We start from the raw sequence: 14,845 nt of genomic DNA on the forward strand, positions 1-14,845 counted from the left end.
CGGATCAGGTGTTGAAGCATAACCACGCCGTCGCGGATTACGCGGACTTCTTGCGGTCGTCGTCCTTGATTTCCTCGTAGTCGGCATCGACGACATTGTCGCCGCCTTCCGCGGAGGCATCGCCAGCAGCGCCGCTTTCGGCCTGCTGTGCTTCATAGATCGCCTGGCCGAGCTTCATCGACACTTCCATCAGCGTCTGGGTCTTGGCCTTGATGTCGTCGGCATCCGGCTCCGACGCTTCCGACGCCGTCTTCAGCGCGGCGATCGCATCCGAGATCGCGGTGCGGTCGGCCTCGGAAACCTTGTCACCGTAATCCTTCAGCGACTTTTCCGAGGAATGGATCAGGCTTTCAGCCTGGTTCCGGGCTTCGACGGCCTCGCGGCGCTTCTTGTCTTCGGTGGCATGGGCTTCGGCATCCTTTACCATCTTCTCGATGTCGGCGTCGGAAAGACCGCCGGAAGCCTGGATGCGGATCTGCTGTTCCTTGCCGGTGCCCTTGTCCTTGGCCGAAACCTGCACGATGCCGTTGGCGTCGATGTCGAAGGTGACTTCGATCTGCGGCATGCCGCGCGGCGACGGCGGCAGGCCGACGAGGTCGAACTGGCCGAGCAGCTTGTTGTCGGCAGCCATTTCACGCTCGCCCTGCGAAACGCGGATGGTCACGGCCTGCTGGTTGTCTTCGGCGGTCGAGAAGGTCTGGCTCTTCTTCGTCGGGATCGTCGTGTTGCGTTCGATCAGGCGGGTGAAGACACCACCGAGGGTCTCGATGCCGAGCGACAGCGGCGTTACGTCGAGGAGCAGGACGTCCTTGACGTCGCCCTGCAGAACGCCGGCCTGGATGGCAGCACCAAGCGCCACCACTTCATCCGGGTTGACGCCTTTGTGCGGCTCCTTGCCGAACAGCTGCTTGACGACTTCCTGTACCTTCGGCATGCGGCTCATGCCGCCGACGAGAACCACTTCGTCGATTTCGGCAGCGGTGACACCGGCATCCTTGAGCGCTGCCTTGCACGGCGCGATCGTGCGCTGGACGAGATCGTCGACCAGGCTCTCGAGCTTGGCGCGGGTCAGCTTCAGCGTCAGATGCTTCGGGCCGGAGGCGTCGGCCGTGATGAACGGCAGGTTGATTTCGGTCTGCTGCGAGGACGAAAGCTCGATCTTTGCCTTTTCCGCAGCTTCCTTGAGGCGCTGCAGGGCAAGCTTGTCGTTCTTCAGGTCGATGCCGTTGTCCCTCTTGAACTCGCCAACGAGATATTCGACGAGGCGCATGTCGAAGTCTTCACCGCCGAGGAAAGTATCGCCGTTGGTGGACTTCACTTCGAAGACGCCGTCGCCGATCTCGAGGATCGAAATATCGAAGGTGCCGCCGCCAAGGTCGTAGACGGCAATCGTCTTGCCTTCTTTCTTGTCGAGGCCGTAGGCGAGTGCGGCCGCGGTCGGCTCGTTGATGATGCGCAGAACTTCAAGACCAGCGATGCGGCCGGCATCCTTGGTTGCCTGGCGCTGCGCGTCGTTGAAATAGGCGGGAACGGTGATGACGGCCTTCTCGACCTTTTCGCCGAGATAGGATTCGGCGGTTTCCTTCATCTTCTGAAGAATCATCGCGGAAATCTGTGCGGGCGAGTAGCCCTTGCCATTGGCTTCGACCCAGGCGTCGCCATTGTCGCCCTTGACGATGGTGAAGGGAACGAGGTGCTTGTCCTTCTCGACGGTCGGATCTTCGTAGCGGCGGCCGATCAGGCGCTTGACCGCAAAGAGCGTGTTCGTCGGGTTGGTGACTGCCTGGCGCTTGGCCGGCTGGCCGACGAGGCGTTCGCCATCATCGGAAAATGCCACCATGGAAGGGGTCGTGCGCGCACCTTCCGCATTCTCGATCACCTTCGCGTCCTTGCCGTCCATGACTGCAACGCAGGAATTCGTCGTTCCAAGGTCGATACCAATTACTTTTGCCATGTCATTCTCTCCTTGAAGCAAGCTGTCGGAACCCCGAGAAGGCATTTCCCTGACAGCCCCTTACGGGATGGGTCTACTTGAGATTACGCAATCGTGATTGCGGTGATGCGGCGTATATAAGGAGCGGTTTTCTGGACTGCAAGGCGAGAAATGCCCCGGAATCCAGCAAAACGAATGTGTTGCGTTCAATTTTTACAGTAGCCGGGAAAGAGGTCGCCCCATGTCCGGAAAGCGGCCGATTTTTAGAGCATGTCGCGCAAAACTGTGAAGCGATTTTCCGACAACGACATGCATAAAACAAAGACCTAAAGCGCGAGGAGCGACTCTGAAAGATCGCGACGCGCTTTAGAGCATCGGGCTTGTGTTGGACATGCAGCAAAGATCTCACTGGCCCATGATCAGATCGAGCAGCGTCGTGCGCCGCGGCTGGACGGAAGAGGTTGTCTGTGCGCCCCCGACATCCCCGGGGGGCACCATGCCCTCATAGCCCGAACCGCCGCCTTCGGCAACGTCTGCGGGCGGAACCGGGCCGTTGCCGGAGTTCGTCGCCTGCTGCCGGACAGGCGCTTGCGGATAGCGGTTTGCATTGTCGTCACCGCCGAAGACGCCTGAGATAATACCGCCGATCGTCGAAGGCGGCGCCTCGGCCGTCATCGGTTGCCCGCTGCCCAACTGCCCATCGCCCGGTGCCTGCGCCATCGGCTGACCATTGTTCGGATCGGCGATCAACTGGCCGTTGCCGAAGAGCGGTGCCGGCGAAAGACCCTTGTGGGCGGCGATCATGAATTCCTTCCAGGCCTTGGCGGGCAAGCCGCCGCCGGTCACCTTCTTCATCGGCTTGCCGTCGTCATTGCCGAACCAGACACCCGTGGTGAGGTTGCTGGTGAAGCCGACGAAGAGCGCGTCGCGCGAATTCTGCGTCGTGCCGGTCTTTCCCGCCGCCTGCCAGCCGGGGATCTTGGCGCTCTTGCCGGTACCGTTGTCGATGACGCCCATCATCATCGCATCCATCTGGGCGACGATCTGTTCGGACAGTACGCGCGGTGGGCTGTCATAGGTATTTTCGTAGAGAACCTTCCCTTCGGCAGTCGTCACCCGGCGGATGACGTGCGGCGTCGCCTTGTAGCCGCCGTTCATGAAGGCGGCATAGGAGGCGGTAAGTTCCATTAACGACACCTCGGACGTGCCGAGCGCGATCGAGGCGTTCGGCTGCAGCTCGCTTTCGATGCCGAGCCGGTGGGCAAGCTTGATCACCTGATCCGGCCCGTCATACATCACCAGCTGGGCGGCCACCGTGTTCAGCGACTTGGCAAGCGCTGTCGCCAGCGTCACTTCGCCATTGTATTTCTTCTCGTAATTTTCGGGCGTCCAGTCGCCGATCCGGATCGGCGCGTCGTTGAACACCGAATAGGGCGTCAGCCCCTTCTCGAGTGCTGCGGCATAGACGAAGGGCTTGAACGAGGAACCCGGCTGGCGTTTGGCCTTGACGGCGCGGTTGAACTGGCTCGTCGCATAGTCCCTGCCGCCGACGAGCGCCCGGATCGCGCCGGTGCCGTCGATCGAGACGAGGGCCGCCTGCGAGGCGTCGAGCTTCCCGCCCTCCTTGTCGAGCACGTCGACCAGCGATTGCTCGGCCTTCTTTTCCAGCGACTTGTCGATCGTCGTATCGACGATGACGTCTTCCTTGACGTCGCCGATCAAACCCGGCAGCTCGTCCATCACCATGTCGGCGACATAGTGCCCGGCGCCCGACCAGTAGCTCTTGGCCGAGGCCGGAGTCTGTGACATTGCGGTCTTGACCTCGGAATCGGTGATAAAGCCTTGTTCGCGCATTGCTGCGAGCACGAGTTGGGCGCGGGCATTCGCCGCATCGGCATCGCGGGCCGGCGAAAGCCGCGACGGCGCCTTGAGCAGGCCGGCCAGAACCGCGGCCTCGCCGAGGTTCACGTCATGCGCCGATTTGTTGAAGTAGCGGCGTGATGCCGCCTCGACGCCATAGGCGTTCGATCCGAAGAACACCCGGTTGAGATACATGGCAAGGATCTGGTCCTTGGTGTATTTCTGCTCCAGCCAGAGCGAGAGCAGCACCTCCTGCACCTTGCGTTCCAGCGTCCTGTCCGGGGAGAGGAAGAGGTTCTTGGCAAGCTGTTGCGTCAGCGTCGAGCCACCCTGCACCATGTGGCCAGCCGTGAAGTTGGTCACGATCGCCCGGCCGAGGCCGAGCGGATCAACGCCGAAATGCGAATAGAAACGCCGATCCTCGATGGCGATGACGGCTTCCGGAATATAGGGCGACATGTTTTCGAGCGACAACGCCTCGCCGCCGGTTGCGCCGCGATTGGCGATGACGCTGCCGTCGACAGCCGTGATCTTCACGTTCGGCGGCCGTTCCGGGATCGCCCACGTGCTGGCGCTCGGCATGCGCGAGCCATAATAGACCACGAGCCCGGCAATGCCGATGCCGGCCCAGATGAAAAGCACGACGCACCAGTAGATCACGCGGCGCAGGAAGCCGAAAAAGCCGCCGCCTTCGCGCTCTCGCGGCTCGCGCCGCCGTCGGGGGGCGGCACGTTGCGGCGGGGGTTTCGAGCCGCCGCGGCGCTGGGATCGGCCTCCGGCAATGCGATCGTCGGCATCGAGCGAGAATTCATCATCGTCGCGTGCCGGGCGGCCGCTGAAGGACGGTTCTATTCTGTCGCCTGATCTGCCTCTGCCTGCCATCGCGGACCGGTCACACCCCATGTTCGATCGCGAAGCCAGCTTCGCATAACGGTGCTCTTCTCCAGCGCCGCGCGTCTTTTCAGACGCGCAAAGGACGCTGGAACACTTTGAGTGCCGCCGTGATCATCCGACTGAACTGTAAATGCGGCGATTTAACGGGGTATTAATGATGGAAAGTAAAGCAGATCGCGCCGGGCGACAGCATTGGCCTTCAGAACTGGCGGGCCTCATAATCGTCGAGCGTTTCCGGGTCCTGCTTATATTCCCACTCGCCCAGATGAAGGCGGCGCCAGATCTCGCCGGAAGGGTTGAGGTTCGCCCCATCGGTGAGGCGCACAGGCAGGATAGGGTTGTGTTTATGCCAAACGGTAACATCTATGGCGGCTGCCCGAGGGGCGAAAAGCCCGAAGAAAGCCAGGTAGTCTTGCGTCATCAGGGTCCAGCCTCGAACGGATTAAAATCAATCCGCAACGCCACAAAACTGCAACAAAGAATCCCGCAAAACAAGAGCCTCGCGATGCTCTCACATCAAATTGTCGGTGAGCGTATTCGAGGATCGATGCTTCTCTCGCGGCTCCTGTCTTGCCCTCGCCGGCAAAGCGGCACGCGTCGTGAAAACAAGGGCCCGAAGTGCGTGGTGTGAATCAGGTGCGATACGACCTAGATTATCGCGCCGCGCGTCTTTTCGAGAAGCGCAAAGGACGCTGTAACACTTTGAACTGCTGCATATTTTATCCTTAAATTCGATTCCGATTTAAGGAATTAATGCAGGAGGCGGAACCAATAGGCGTCGCGATTGTTTAAGGAGAAGCGGGACAACCCCTCACGTCCCGCGCATGATCGGCCGTCTCCCCTCAACACGCGCCGATCGACATCAGGCCCGGTGCATCCCTCATGGGAGCGCCGGGCTTTTTCTTGGGTGTTTCCCTTGGCTTCAAGCCGCGGAAGAGGACGGCGCTGCCGTCCCCTTTCTGTTTCATTCGTCGCAGGAGGGATCGCCGGGGCGGCAATCAAAATTCCTGCGGTCCGGCCTGCGATCATCGCCTCTCCGGTCGTCCCTCTGCCGTTCACCTCTTTGCCGATCGTCCCTTTGCCGATCGTTCCTTTGATTGTCGTCGCGCCAGTCACGATCGCGGTTGCGCCCATCTCGGTCGCCATCCCGCTCGCGCCAGTTCCGGTCGCGATCCCGGTTATCCCGATCGCGGTCGCGATCCCGATTGTCGCGATCGCGGTAGTAGTAATCCGGGCCGCGGCTCCAGCGGTCACGGTCGCGATAGAAATCGCGGTTGCGGTAATAGCGGTCCCAATAATTGTCGACGCTGAAGCGAATCATCGGAATGCCGAGCGGACGGTAATATTGCGGGCCGACATAGACGCGGCGCTGCTGGTAGAGGGCCTGCACATACTGGCCGGATACCCAGCCGCGGCCGCCGTAGAATTCCACGTCGCACCAGTTGACGTCGGAAAGGCATCCGCGGATCTCGACGGAAGAACCGGCCGGGATGACCGCGACGGCGGGATAACGGGTGCTCGGACCCGCACGCATGTTGACGTTCGCGGTCGAGTAGCCCTCGGCAGCCTGCGCTATGGCAGGCGCCAGCATGAGCAGGCCGACCGCTGCGATTTTAACAAAGAGATTTTTCACGCTTCTCAGTCCTTGTTGGCACGTTTTTTCAGGCAGCGCTTGGCCGCGTTTCCTTGGCATATGCCACTGAAAGAAAAGATAGAGCGATCGCCCGCAGGTGTTTAGGGCGTTATCATTCATCTTATCTTTCAATGGCTTATATGTCGCTCGCGATGAACGCAGCTTGAACGGTGAAATGTCTGTCAGCGCCCTTGGAGCCGCGAGTGGTGCTTCCGGCAAGGGTGGGCACTGTTAACGATTCGTTAACCTTTCGGCGGCAGTCTCACTGCAATACCCGCTTGCTCCTTGACCACGGATGAACTGGCACTGAGATGAGCGGATAACGAAAGGCCGGGTCGAACCGGCCTTTTTGTTTGTCGCGATTTTGCGTGGCGCATCTTGATGGAAGGTGCGCCTTTTCCTTCAGGCAGCGAGCGCCAGCAGAATCCGCACCCAGGAGCGGATGCCCTTGTGGTAGGAGATAAGCTCGTATTTCTCGTTCGGCGAGTGGATGCGATCATCGCTGAGGCCAAAGCCGACGAGCAGCGATTCCATGCCGAGCATCTTCTGGAAATCCCCAACGATCGGGATCGACCCGCCCATGCCGATGACGATGGCGGGTTTCGGCCACTCGTCGGAAAGCGCATTCTTCGCCTTGGTCAGAACAGGCGAATCATAGGAGAGATGGATTGCCGGCGAACCGCCATGCGGATGGAACTCCACCGAGCAATCGGCGGGAATCTTCGCGCTGATATAGCTGCGGAAAGCCTCGCGGATGGCGGCCGGATCCTGCGTGCCGACAAGCCGGAACGAAACCTTGGCCGAAGCCTTGGCAGCGATCACCGTCTTGAAGCCTTCGCCGGTATATCCGCCCCAGATGCCGTTGATTTCGGCGGTCGGCCGGGCCCAGGTGAGTTCCAGCACCGAACGGCCCTTTTCGCCGGATGGAATGGAAAGGCCGACTTCGCCGAGGAAGCTCTCCGCGGTCTTGCCGAGCGTCTCCCAGGACGCCTTGATGTTGTCAGGCGTCTCCTGGACACCGTCATAGAAGCCGTCAAGCGTGATGCGGCCCGTCTCGTCATGCAGGCCGGCAAGAGCCTCGACGAGAATGTGGATCGGATTGGCCGCCGCACCGCCGAAGAGACCGGAATGCAGGTCGCGGTCGGCGGCCGTCACGATCACTTCCTCGCCGACCAGGCCGCGCAGCGCTGCGGCGATCGCCGGCGTGTCGCGGTCCCACATGCCAGTATCGCAGACGAGCGCATAATCGGCCTTGAGCTCGGCGGCATTGGCTTCCAGGAAGGGCTTCAAGGACGGCGAGCCGGATTCCTCCTCGCCCTCGAAGAGAATGGTGATGCGGCAGGGAAGCGCGCCGTTGATCTCCTTATAGGCGCGGCAAGCCTCGACGAAGGTCATCAACTGGCCCTTGTCGTCGGAAGTGCCACGGCCGGTCAGGATCTTGCGGCCCTCGCCGACATCCTTGATCGATGGCTCGAACGGGTCGTTTTCCCAGAGTTCGATTGGGTCGACCGGCTGAACGTCGTAATGGCCGTAGAAGAGAACATGCGGCGCATCGGCGGACGCGCCGGCATGATGGGCGACGACCATCGGATGGCCTGGCGTATCGCGCACTGAGCCCGTAAAGCCGAGCGTCCCGAGATAGGCGACGAGCCATTCCGCAGCCTTTCGGCATTCGGCTTTGTAGGCGGGATCGGTGGATATCGACTGGATGCGCAGAAGCTCGAACAGCTTTTCGAGGCTCGATGGAAGGTTCTGGTCCGCGCGCGCAAGCACCTGATTGATATCGGTCATTTTCGACTCCCTTTTTGAAATTCGGCCGGACGATAGACCAAACCAGAAAGGCAGGCGAGGCGGAAAAACAAAAAATCGGCGATGCGAAAGACCGGCGGGGCATAGACTAATATCAGGAGGATTTGCTGGATAATTATAGAAGGCAATTCTAATTCAATTTACCGTTATTTAGCATAACCTAAATAACCTGATCGAATTCACCTGTGGGAGGGGCAGATGTTTTCGGTCATAGCATGTGTTCGGGACAACCACGATTGGCGGCTGGTGCTTGCGGCCGCCGCGGTCTGCCTGGTCGGCGCTATCGCGGCTATGCTGCTGCTTTCCCGCGCCCAGGAATGCGATGCCGGGCGGCGCAAGCTCTGGATCGGCGCCTCGGCTTTTGCTTTCGGCACCGGCGTATGGGCAACGCACTTCATCGCGATGCTGGCCTATGACGGCGGCATGCCGATCGGCTACCAACTGGGCCTGACGACGCTTTCTTTCCTCCTGTCGGTTGTCGGCTCGTGGGCGGCGATCCTCGTCGCTTCGGAAAGCCGCGGCAGATTTTCTGGCATCCTCGGCGGCGTCCTGATGGCGCTCGGCATCGCCTCCATGCACTTGACTGGCATGCAGGCGATCGAAACGCAGGCGGCCATCCTTTATGACCCCTTGATGACGCTGAGTGCGGTTCTCGCAGGAGCGCTGTTGTCGAGCGCCGCCTTCCACGCCTTTTTCCAAATGAAGGGACTGAGGCGGCTCCTCGCCTCGTCAATCACTTTCGTCCTCGCGATCTGCGCTCTCCATTTCATCTCGATGGCGAGCATCACGCTCGTGCCGGATCCCGGCAAAGAGGTTCCGGCAACGGTGCTCGACGCCAGCCTGCTCGCTGCGATCGTCGTGGTGGCGGCGACGGCGCTCATTCTGATTGCGCTCGCGGTGGTCTTTATCGAAAGCCACCTGACGGATCTGAGGGGGCTCGCGAATGCCTCGCAGGAAGGGCTGCTGATCCTGCGGGAAGGCCGGATCATCGATGCCAATGAACGCTTCCAGGGGCTTTCCGGCTGGAAGCTTGCCGGTCTTGCCGGCAAGGCGCCCTCGGCTGTTTTGACCGCTATTCAGGGGACGGGGCAGAACGGACCCAGCGAGACGCTGCTCAACACCAGGAACGGCAGGGAGATCGCCGTCGAAGTGACCGCGAGCAGGATCGTCTATCGCGGGCACAATTGCGAGGTGCTGGCGGTGCGTGATCTCACCGAGCGCAGGCAGGCCGAGGAGATGATCGAGCATCTCGCCCACCACGACGTACTCACCGATCTGCCGAACAGGTCGCTGTTCGATACCCGCATCCGGCAGGCGCTGCAGATGGCCGAACGAAAGAACAGCGAAGTTGCCCTCTTCTATCTCGACCTCGATCGCTTCAAGGCCGTCAACGATATCTTCGGTCATGCCGAAGGCGACCGCATTCTCCGCAAGGTCGCCTCGATCCTGCGCCGCGTGGCCGATGAGAGCGATACGGTCGCCCGCCTCGGCGGTGATGAATTCGCCATCATTCAGCCCGCCGGGCAGCAGCCGGCGGCGGCGCAAAAGCTTGCGGCGGCGATCCTCGACGAATTCGCCGCCGAGATGGACACGGCGCGTGACCCGACCGCCATCGGCGTCAGCGTCGGCATCGCACTCTATCCCGCGGATGGCGCTGCTGCCGAAGAACTCTGCAACAATGCCGATACTGCACTCTACCGCGTCAAGCATAACGGTCGCGGCAAGGTCTGTTTCTTCGACGCGGAAATGGATAAGGCGGCACGGAACCGCCGCCTGATCGAAAGCGAACTGCGCCATGCGATCATCCGCGACCAGATCCATGTCAGCTATCAGCCGATCCTCGATGCGCTGAGCGGCGAGATCGGCGGCTACGAGGCCCTGATGCGCTGGAACCGGCCAGGTCACGGCTTGACCGAGCCCGATATCTTCATCCCGATCGCCGAGGAAAGCGGCTCGATCGTCCAACTCGGCGAATGGGTGTTGCAGCAGGCCTGCAGGGAGGCTGTGCGCTGGCCGCTGCCGTTGATGATCGCCGTCAATCTCTCGCCGGTGCAATTCATGCTACCGAACCTCTGCGAGCGGATCGAGGCGATCCTCGCCGAAACTGGGCTTGCGCCCAGCCGGCTGGAGCTCGAGATCACCGAGGCGGCCCTCATTCGCGATCGCGACCGGGTGATGACGACGCTGCTGCGGCTGCACAAGCTCGGCGTGCACATCGTCATGGATGATTTCGGCACCGGTTTTTCCTCGCTTTCCAACCTGCGTTCATTCCCTTTCGACAAGATCAAGGTCGACCGCAGTTTCACCGGCGTGCTGGAACATGATGCGGCGGCGCGCTCGATCGTGCGCGCCATCATCGGCCTTGGTCATAGCCTCGGCATGCCTGTCGTGACGGAGGGCGTGGAAACCGAGATGCAGCGCCGGATCGTCGTCGAGGAAGGCTGCGCGCAAGTGCAGGGCCTTTTACTCGGCAAGCCGGATATCGAGCCGAGCATCAAGCTTGCCGTCCACGAAAACGTCCTGACCGCGCAGATCGGAACCGGCCTGTCCTCATTGCGACGCGCACAGCGTGCCGGCGAGTGATCTTACAGCGCCGCGCGTCTTTTTCAGACGCGCAAGGGACGCTGTAACACTTTTGGACTGCTGCATAATTTTATCCTTAATTCGATTCCGATTTAAGGAATTATGCAGTGGTCAGAGCGCCTTGGCGTTTTCCAGAAGCCGGCGGATATATTCAAGCGTCAGCTCGCGCTCGAAAACCCGAAAACCTTTGAACAGCGCAAGGTCGGCCTCCCGCGCCGTCTCGATCGCCTCGGCCTCCATGGCGCGCGCCCTCGGCGTCAGGAAGAGCAGTTGCGCCCGCTTGTCGGACGGATGCGGCCGGCGCTCGATCAGCCCGTCGCGGACCATACGCGAAAGCGTATTGGCCATGGTCGCCTGCTCGATATCGACCCGCTCGAGAAGCTGTTTCTGGGTCAGCCCGTCCTCGGCCCAGAGTTCCAGCAGAATGGGGAACTGGCCCGGAGAAAAACCGAGCCCGACCGCGCGCTGGTGCAGCGAGCGGGCAAAACCCTTCGCCAACTGGCTGGCAAGGTAGGCTCCCGAATCCATGCGGTTAAATCCCATGATTGCAAGTTAGGCTCAAAACCATGCCGGAGACAATGCAGCAAATCGCATACGATGCTCCTAAACATGCAAGCCGTGATGATAATTGCGAGTGCCTGGAAAAAACAAAAGTCGCCATGGCCTGGAGGTTGGCCATGGCGACTTTAAAGTGGGGACAAAGGCCCGGAGAGGGGGATAAGGCCTTTGTCCAAGCCTGACGCGGCGGGGGACAAGCCGGTAATCAGACCCGCGGCGCGATCAAGCGCCGGTGACATGGATTTGTGGCTCAGAATGTGGTTTTTCAAGGGAGGGCCATCGTTACAAATCGGTAACACTTTGGTGAGCCGGAATCCCGGCTGCAGGATTCCCGGGATCGGAATCGGTTGAAGGATAAAATTATGCAGCAACGCCAAGTGCTCAGCGTCCTTTGCGCGTCCGAAAAGACGCGCGGCGCTGGGTGACGCTCCGAACGCCATAATCATTTTCGCGCGCCGAACTTTATGCCGAACTCCATATGGACCTCGTCCGATGCCCGCGCTATCCATGCACGCATGAAAAAAGGCGATCACCTCTTCCTAGTCGATGGTTCCGGATTCATCTTCCGGGCGTTTCATGCATTGCCGCCGCTGACCCGCAAGACCGACGGCCTGCCGATCGGCGCCGTTTCCGGTTTCTGCAACATGCTGTGGAAGCTGCTAAGGGATGCGCGCAATACCGATGTCGGTGTGACGCCGACGCATCTTGCCGTCATCTTCGATTATTCCGCCAAGACGTTTCGCAAAGAACTCTACGACGCCTACAAGGCGAACCGCTCCGCCCCGCCGGAAGAGCTCATCCCGCAATTCGGACTTATCCGCGAGGCGACCCGCGCCTTCAATCTGCCCTGCATCGAGACCGAAGGCTTCGAGGCCGATGACATCATCGCCACCTATGCTCGCCAGGCCGAAGCGACCGGCGCCGATGTCACCATCGTCTCCTCCGACAAGGATCTGATGCAGCTCGTCAGCCCCAATGTCCATATGTATGACAGCATGAAGGACAAGCAGATCGGTATTCCCGATGTCATCGAGAAATGGGGCGTGCCGCCGGAAAAGATGATCGACCTGCAGGCAATGACCGGTGATTCCGTCGACAACGTTCCTGGCATTCCGGGCATCGGCCCGAAAACCGCCGCCCAGCTGCTTGAGGAATACGGCGATCTCGACACGCTGCTCGAACGCGCCACCGAGATCAAGCAGGTCAAACGCCGCGAGACGATCCTCGCCAATATCGACATGGCCAGGCTCTCGCGCGACCTCGTGCGGCTGCGCACCGATGTGCCGCTCGATCTCGATCTCGACGCGCTGGTGCTGGAACCGCAGAACGGCCCGAAGCTGATCGGCTTCCTCAAAACGATGGAATTTACCACGCTGACGCGCCGCGTCGCCGAAGCCTGCGATTGCGATGCGAGTGCCATCGAACCGGCGACCGTCCGCATCGAATGGGGTGAGACGGCCCGCGGCCCGGATCTCGATGCGGCGGAGCCCGCGCCTGTTGCCGGCGGCATCCCCGAGGTCTCGGGCGAATCCGTGCCGGTGCCGCCGCGCGCGAAGGCGAAGAGCGCCGTCGAGGGCGCCTTTTCGCCCGCCGATCTTGCCAAGGCGCGGGCCGAGGCCTTTGCGACGCTGCCCTTCGATCATTCGGCCTATGTCACGATCCGCGACCTAGCGACGCTCGACCGATGGATTGCCGATGCGCGCCATACCGGCCTCGTTGCTTTCGATACCGAGACCACGTCGCTGGATGCGATGCAGGCCGAACTTGTCGGCTTTTCGCTGGCGATCGCCGACAATACGGCCGATCCCACCGGCACGAAGATCCGCGCCGCCTATGTGCCGCTCGTCCACAAGAACGGCGTCGGCGATCTGCTCGGCGGCGGCCTTGCCGAAAACCAGATCCCGATGCGCGATGCTCTGCCGCGGCTGAAGGCATTGCTGGAGGACGAAGCGGTTCTCAAGGTCGCTCAGAACCTGAAATACGACTACCTGCTGATGAAGCGCTACGGCATCGAGACGAAGAGTTTCGACGATACGATGCTGATCTCCTACGTGCTCGACGCCGGCACCGGCGCGCATGGCATGGATCCGCTCTCGGAAAAATTCCTCGGCCATACACCGATCCCCTATAAGGACGTGGCGGGCAGCGGCAAGGCGAATGTCACCTTCGATCTGGTCGACATCGACCGCGCCACCCACTATGCCGCCGAAGATGCCGACGTCACGCTGCGCCTCTGGCTGGTGCTGAAGCCACGGCTGGCGGCGGCAGGGCTGACCAGCGTCTATGAACGGCTGGAGCGGCCGCTATTGCCCGTACTGGCGCGCATGGAAGCGCGCGGCATCACCGTCGACCGGCAGATCCTGTCGCGCCTCTCCGGCGAGCTGGCCCAGGGTGCAGCAAGGCTCGAGGACGAGATCTACGTGCTGGCCGGGGAGCGCTTCAATATAGGCTCGCCGAAGCAGCTGGGCGATATTCTGTTCGGCAAGATGGGCCTTGCCGGCGGCAGCAAGACGAAAACGGGGCAATGGTCCACCTCCGCGCAGGTGCTCGAGGATCTGGCCGCTGCCGGTTTGGAGCTGCCGCGCAAGATCGTCGACTGGCGCCAGCTCACCAAGCTGAAATCCACCTATACCGACGCGCTCCCCGGCTATGTCCATCCGGAGACCAAGCGGGTCCACACCTCCTATTCGCTTGCATCGACGACCACGGGGCGCCTGTCCTCCTCCGAGCCGAACCTGCAGAACATTCCGGTGCGCACCGCAGAAGGCCGCAAGATCCGCACCGCCTTCATCTCGACGCCTGGCCACAAGCTGATCTCTGCCGACTACAGCCAGATCGAACTGCGCGTGCTTGCCCATGTGGCCGAGATCCCGCAACTGACCAAGGCTTTCGAAGATGGCGTCGACATCCACGCCATGACGGCGTCGGAAATGTTCGGCGTGCCGGTGGAAGGCATGCCGGGCGAGGTGCGCCGCCGCGCCAAGGCGATCAATTTCGGCATCATCTATGGCATCTCGGCCTTCGGCCTCGCCAATCAGCTTTCGATCGAGCGTTCGGAAGCCGGCGACTACATCAAGAAGTATTTCGAGCGTTTCCCCGGCATCCGCGACTATATGGAAAGCCGAAAGGCCATGGCGCGCGACAAGGGTTATGTCGAAACGATCTTCGGTCGCCGCATCAACTATCCCGAAATCCGCTCGTCCAATCCATCCGTGCGTGCTTTCAACGAGCGTGCGGCGATCAATGCGCCGATCCAGGGTTCGGCTGCCGACGTCATCCGCCGGGCGATGATCAAGATAGAGCCGGCGCTTGTTGAAGTCGGCCTTGCCGATCGCGTCCGCATGCTGCTGCAGGTGCATGACGAACTCATCTTCGAGGTCGAGGACGAGGATGTCGAAAAGGCGATGCCGGTCATCGTCTCTGTCATGGAAAACGCCACCATGCCGGCGCTGGAAATGCGCGTGCCGCTGAGGGTCGATGCCCGCGCCGCCACCAATTGGGACGAGGCGCACTAACGCATGTCGCACAAAACTGTGCAGCGGTTTTGCAACAACGACATGCGTGGAAATAAAGCC

The 14,845-nt window shown here is 61.1% G+C and carries 8 protein-coding genes; 2 read left to right on the forward strand and 6 right to left on the reverse strand.

Annotated features, from left to right (window positions below):
* Window positions 1-37: 37 nt before the first annotated feature.
* From dnaK to ELH03_RS22500, 5 genes are all read right to left on the reverse strand, one after another.
* Complete coding sequence (dnaK, locus tag ELH03_RS22480; RefSeq protein WP_018484631.1) at window positions 38-1,954, reverse strand: molecular chaperone DnaK; 1,917 nt, start codon at window positions 1,952-1,954, stop codon at window positions 38-40.
* A gap of 384 nt (window positions 1,955-2,338) precedes the next feature.
* On the reverse strand, window positions 2,339-4,675 hold the full coding sequence (locus tag ELH03_RS22485) for a transglycosylase domain-containing protein (RefSeq protein ID WP_128400271.1): 2,337 nt from the start codon (window positions 4,673-4,675) through the stop codon (window positions 2,339-2,341).
* 211 nt (window positions 4,676-4,886) lie between these two features.
* Entirely contained in the window at window positions 4,887-5,108 is a 222-nt protein-coding gene (locus ELH03_RS22490) for a hypothetical protein (protein ID WP_128400272.1), read from the reverse strand.
* 543 nt (window positions 5,109-5,651) lie between these two features.
* On the reverse strand, window positions 5,652-6,320 hold the full coding sequence (locus ELH03_RS22495; protein ID WP_128400273.1) for an SH3 domain-containing protein: 669 nt from the start codon (window positions 6,318-6,320) through the stop codon (window positions 5,652-5,654).
* Between the two features lie 402 nt (window positions 6,321-6,722).
* The gene (locus ELH03_RS22500; protein WP_130766654.1) at window positions 6,723-8,111 is read right to left on the reverse strand and encodes a M20/M25/M40 family metallo-hydrolase; all 1,389 of its coding nucleotides are present in this window, start codon (window positions 8,109-8,111) and stop codon (window positions 6,723-6,725) included.
* A 216-nt stretch (window positions 8,112-8,327) separates the two neighbouring features.
* Between ELH03_RS22500 and ELH03_RS22505 the strand changes: the two genes are divergently transcribed.
* Window positions 8,328-10,712 carry a bifunctional diguanylate cyclase/phosphodiesterase gene (locus tag ELH03_RS22505; RefSeq protein ID WP_130766655.1) on the forward strand — a complete coding sequence of 795 codons (2,385 nt, stop codon included), beginning with the start codon at window positions 8,328-8,330 and terminating at the stop codon, window positions 10,710-10,712.
* A 111-nt stretch (window positions 10,713-10,823) separates the two neighbouring features.
* Here the strand turns inward: ELH03_RS22505 and ELH03_RS22510 are convergent, their stop codons facing one another.
* Window positions 10,824-11,240: a MarR family winged helix-turn-helix transcriptional regulator gene (locus ELH03_RS22510; protein ID WP_003544385.1), complete on the reverse strand. Its 417-nt coding sequence runs from the start codon at window positions 11,238-11,240 to the stop codon at window positions 10,824-10,826.
* Between the two features lie 545 nt (window positions 11,241-11,785).
* Between ELH03_RS22510 and polA the strand changes: the two genes are divergently transcribed.
* A complete protein-coding gene (polA, locus tag ELH03_RS22520; RefSeq protein ID WP_128400276.1) occupies window positions 11,786-14,785 on the forward strand; it encodes a DNA polymerase I in 3,000 nt (999 codons plus the stop codon).
* The last annotated feature ends 60 nt before the right edge of the window (window positions 14,786-14,845 follow it).

It is taken from the genome of Rhizobium beringeri, assembly GCF_004306515.1.
Taxonomy (GTDB): domain Bacteria; phylum Pseudomonadota; class Alphaproteobacteria; order Rhizobiales; family Rhizobiaceae; genus Rhizobium; species Rhizobium beringeri.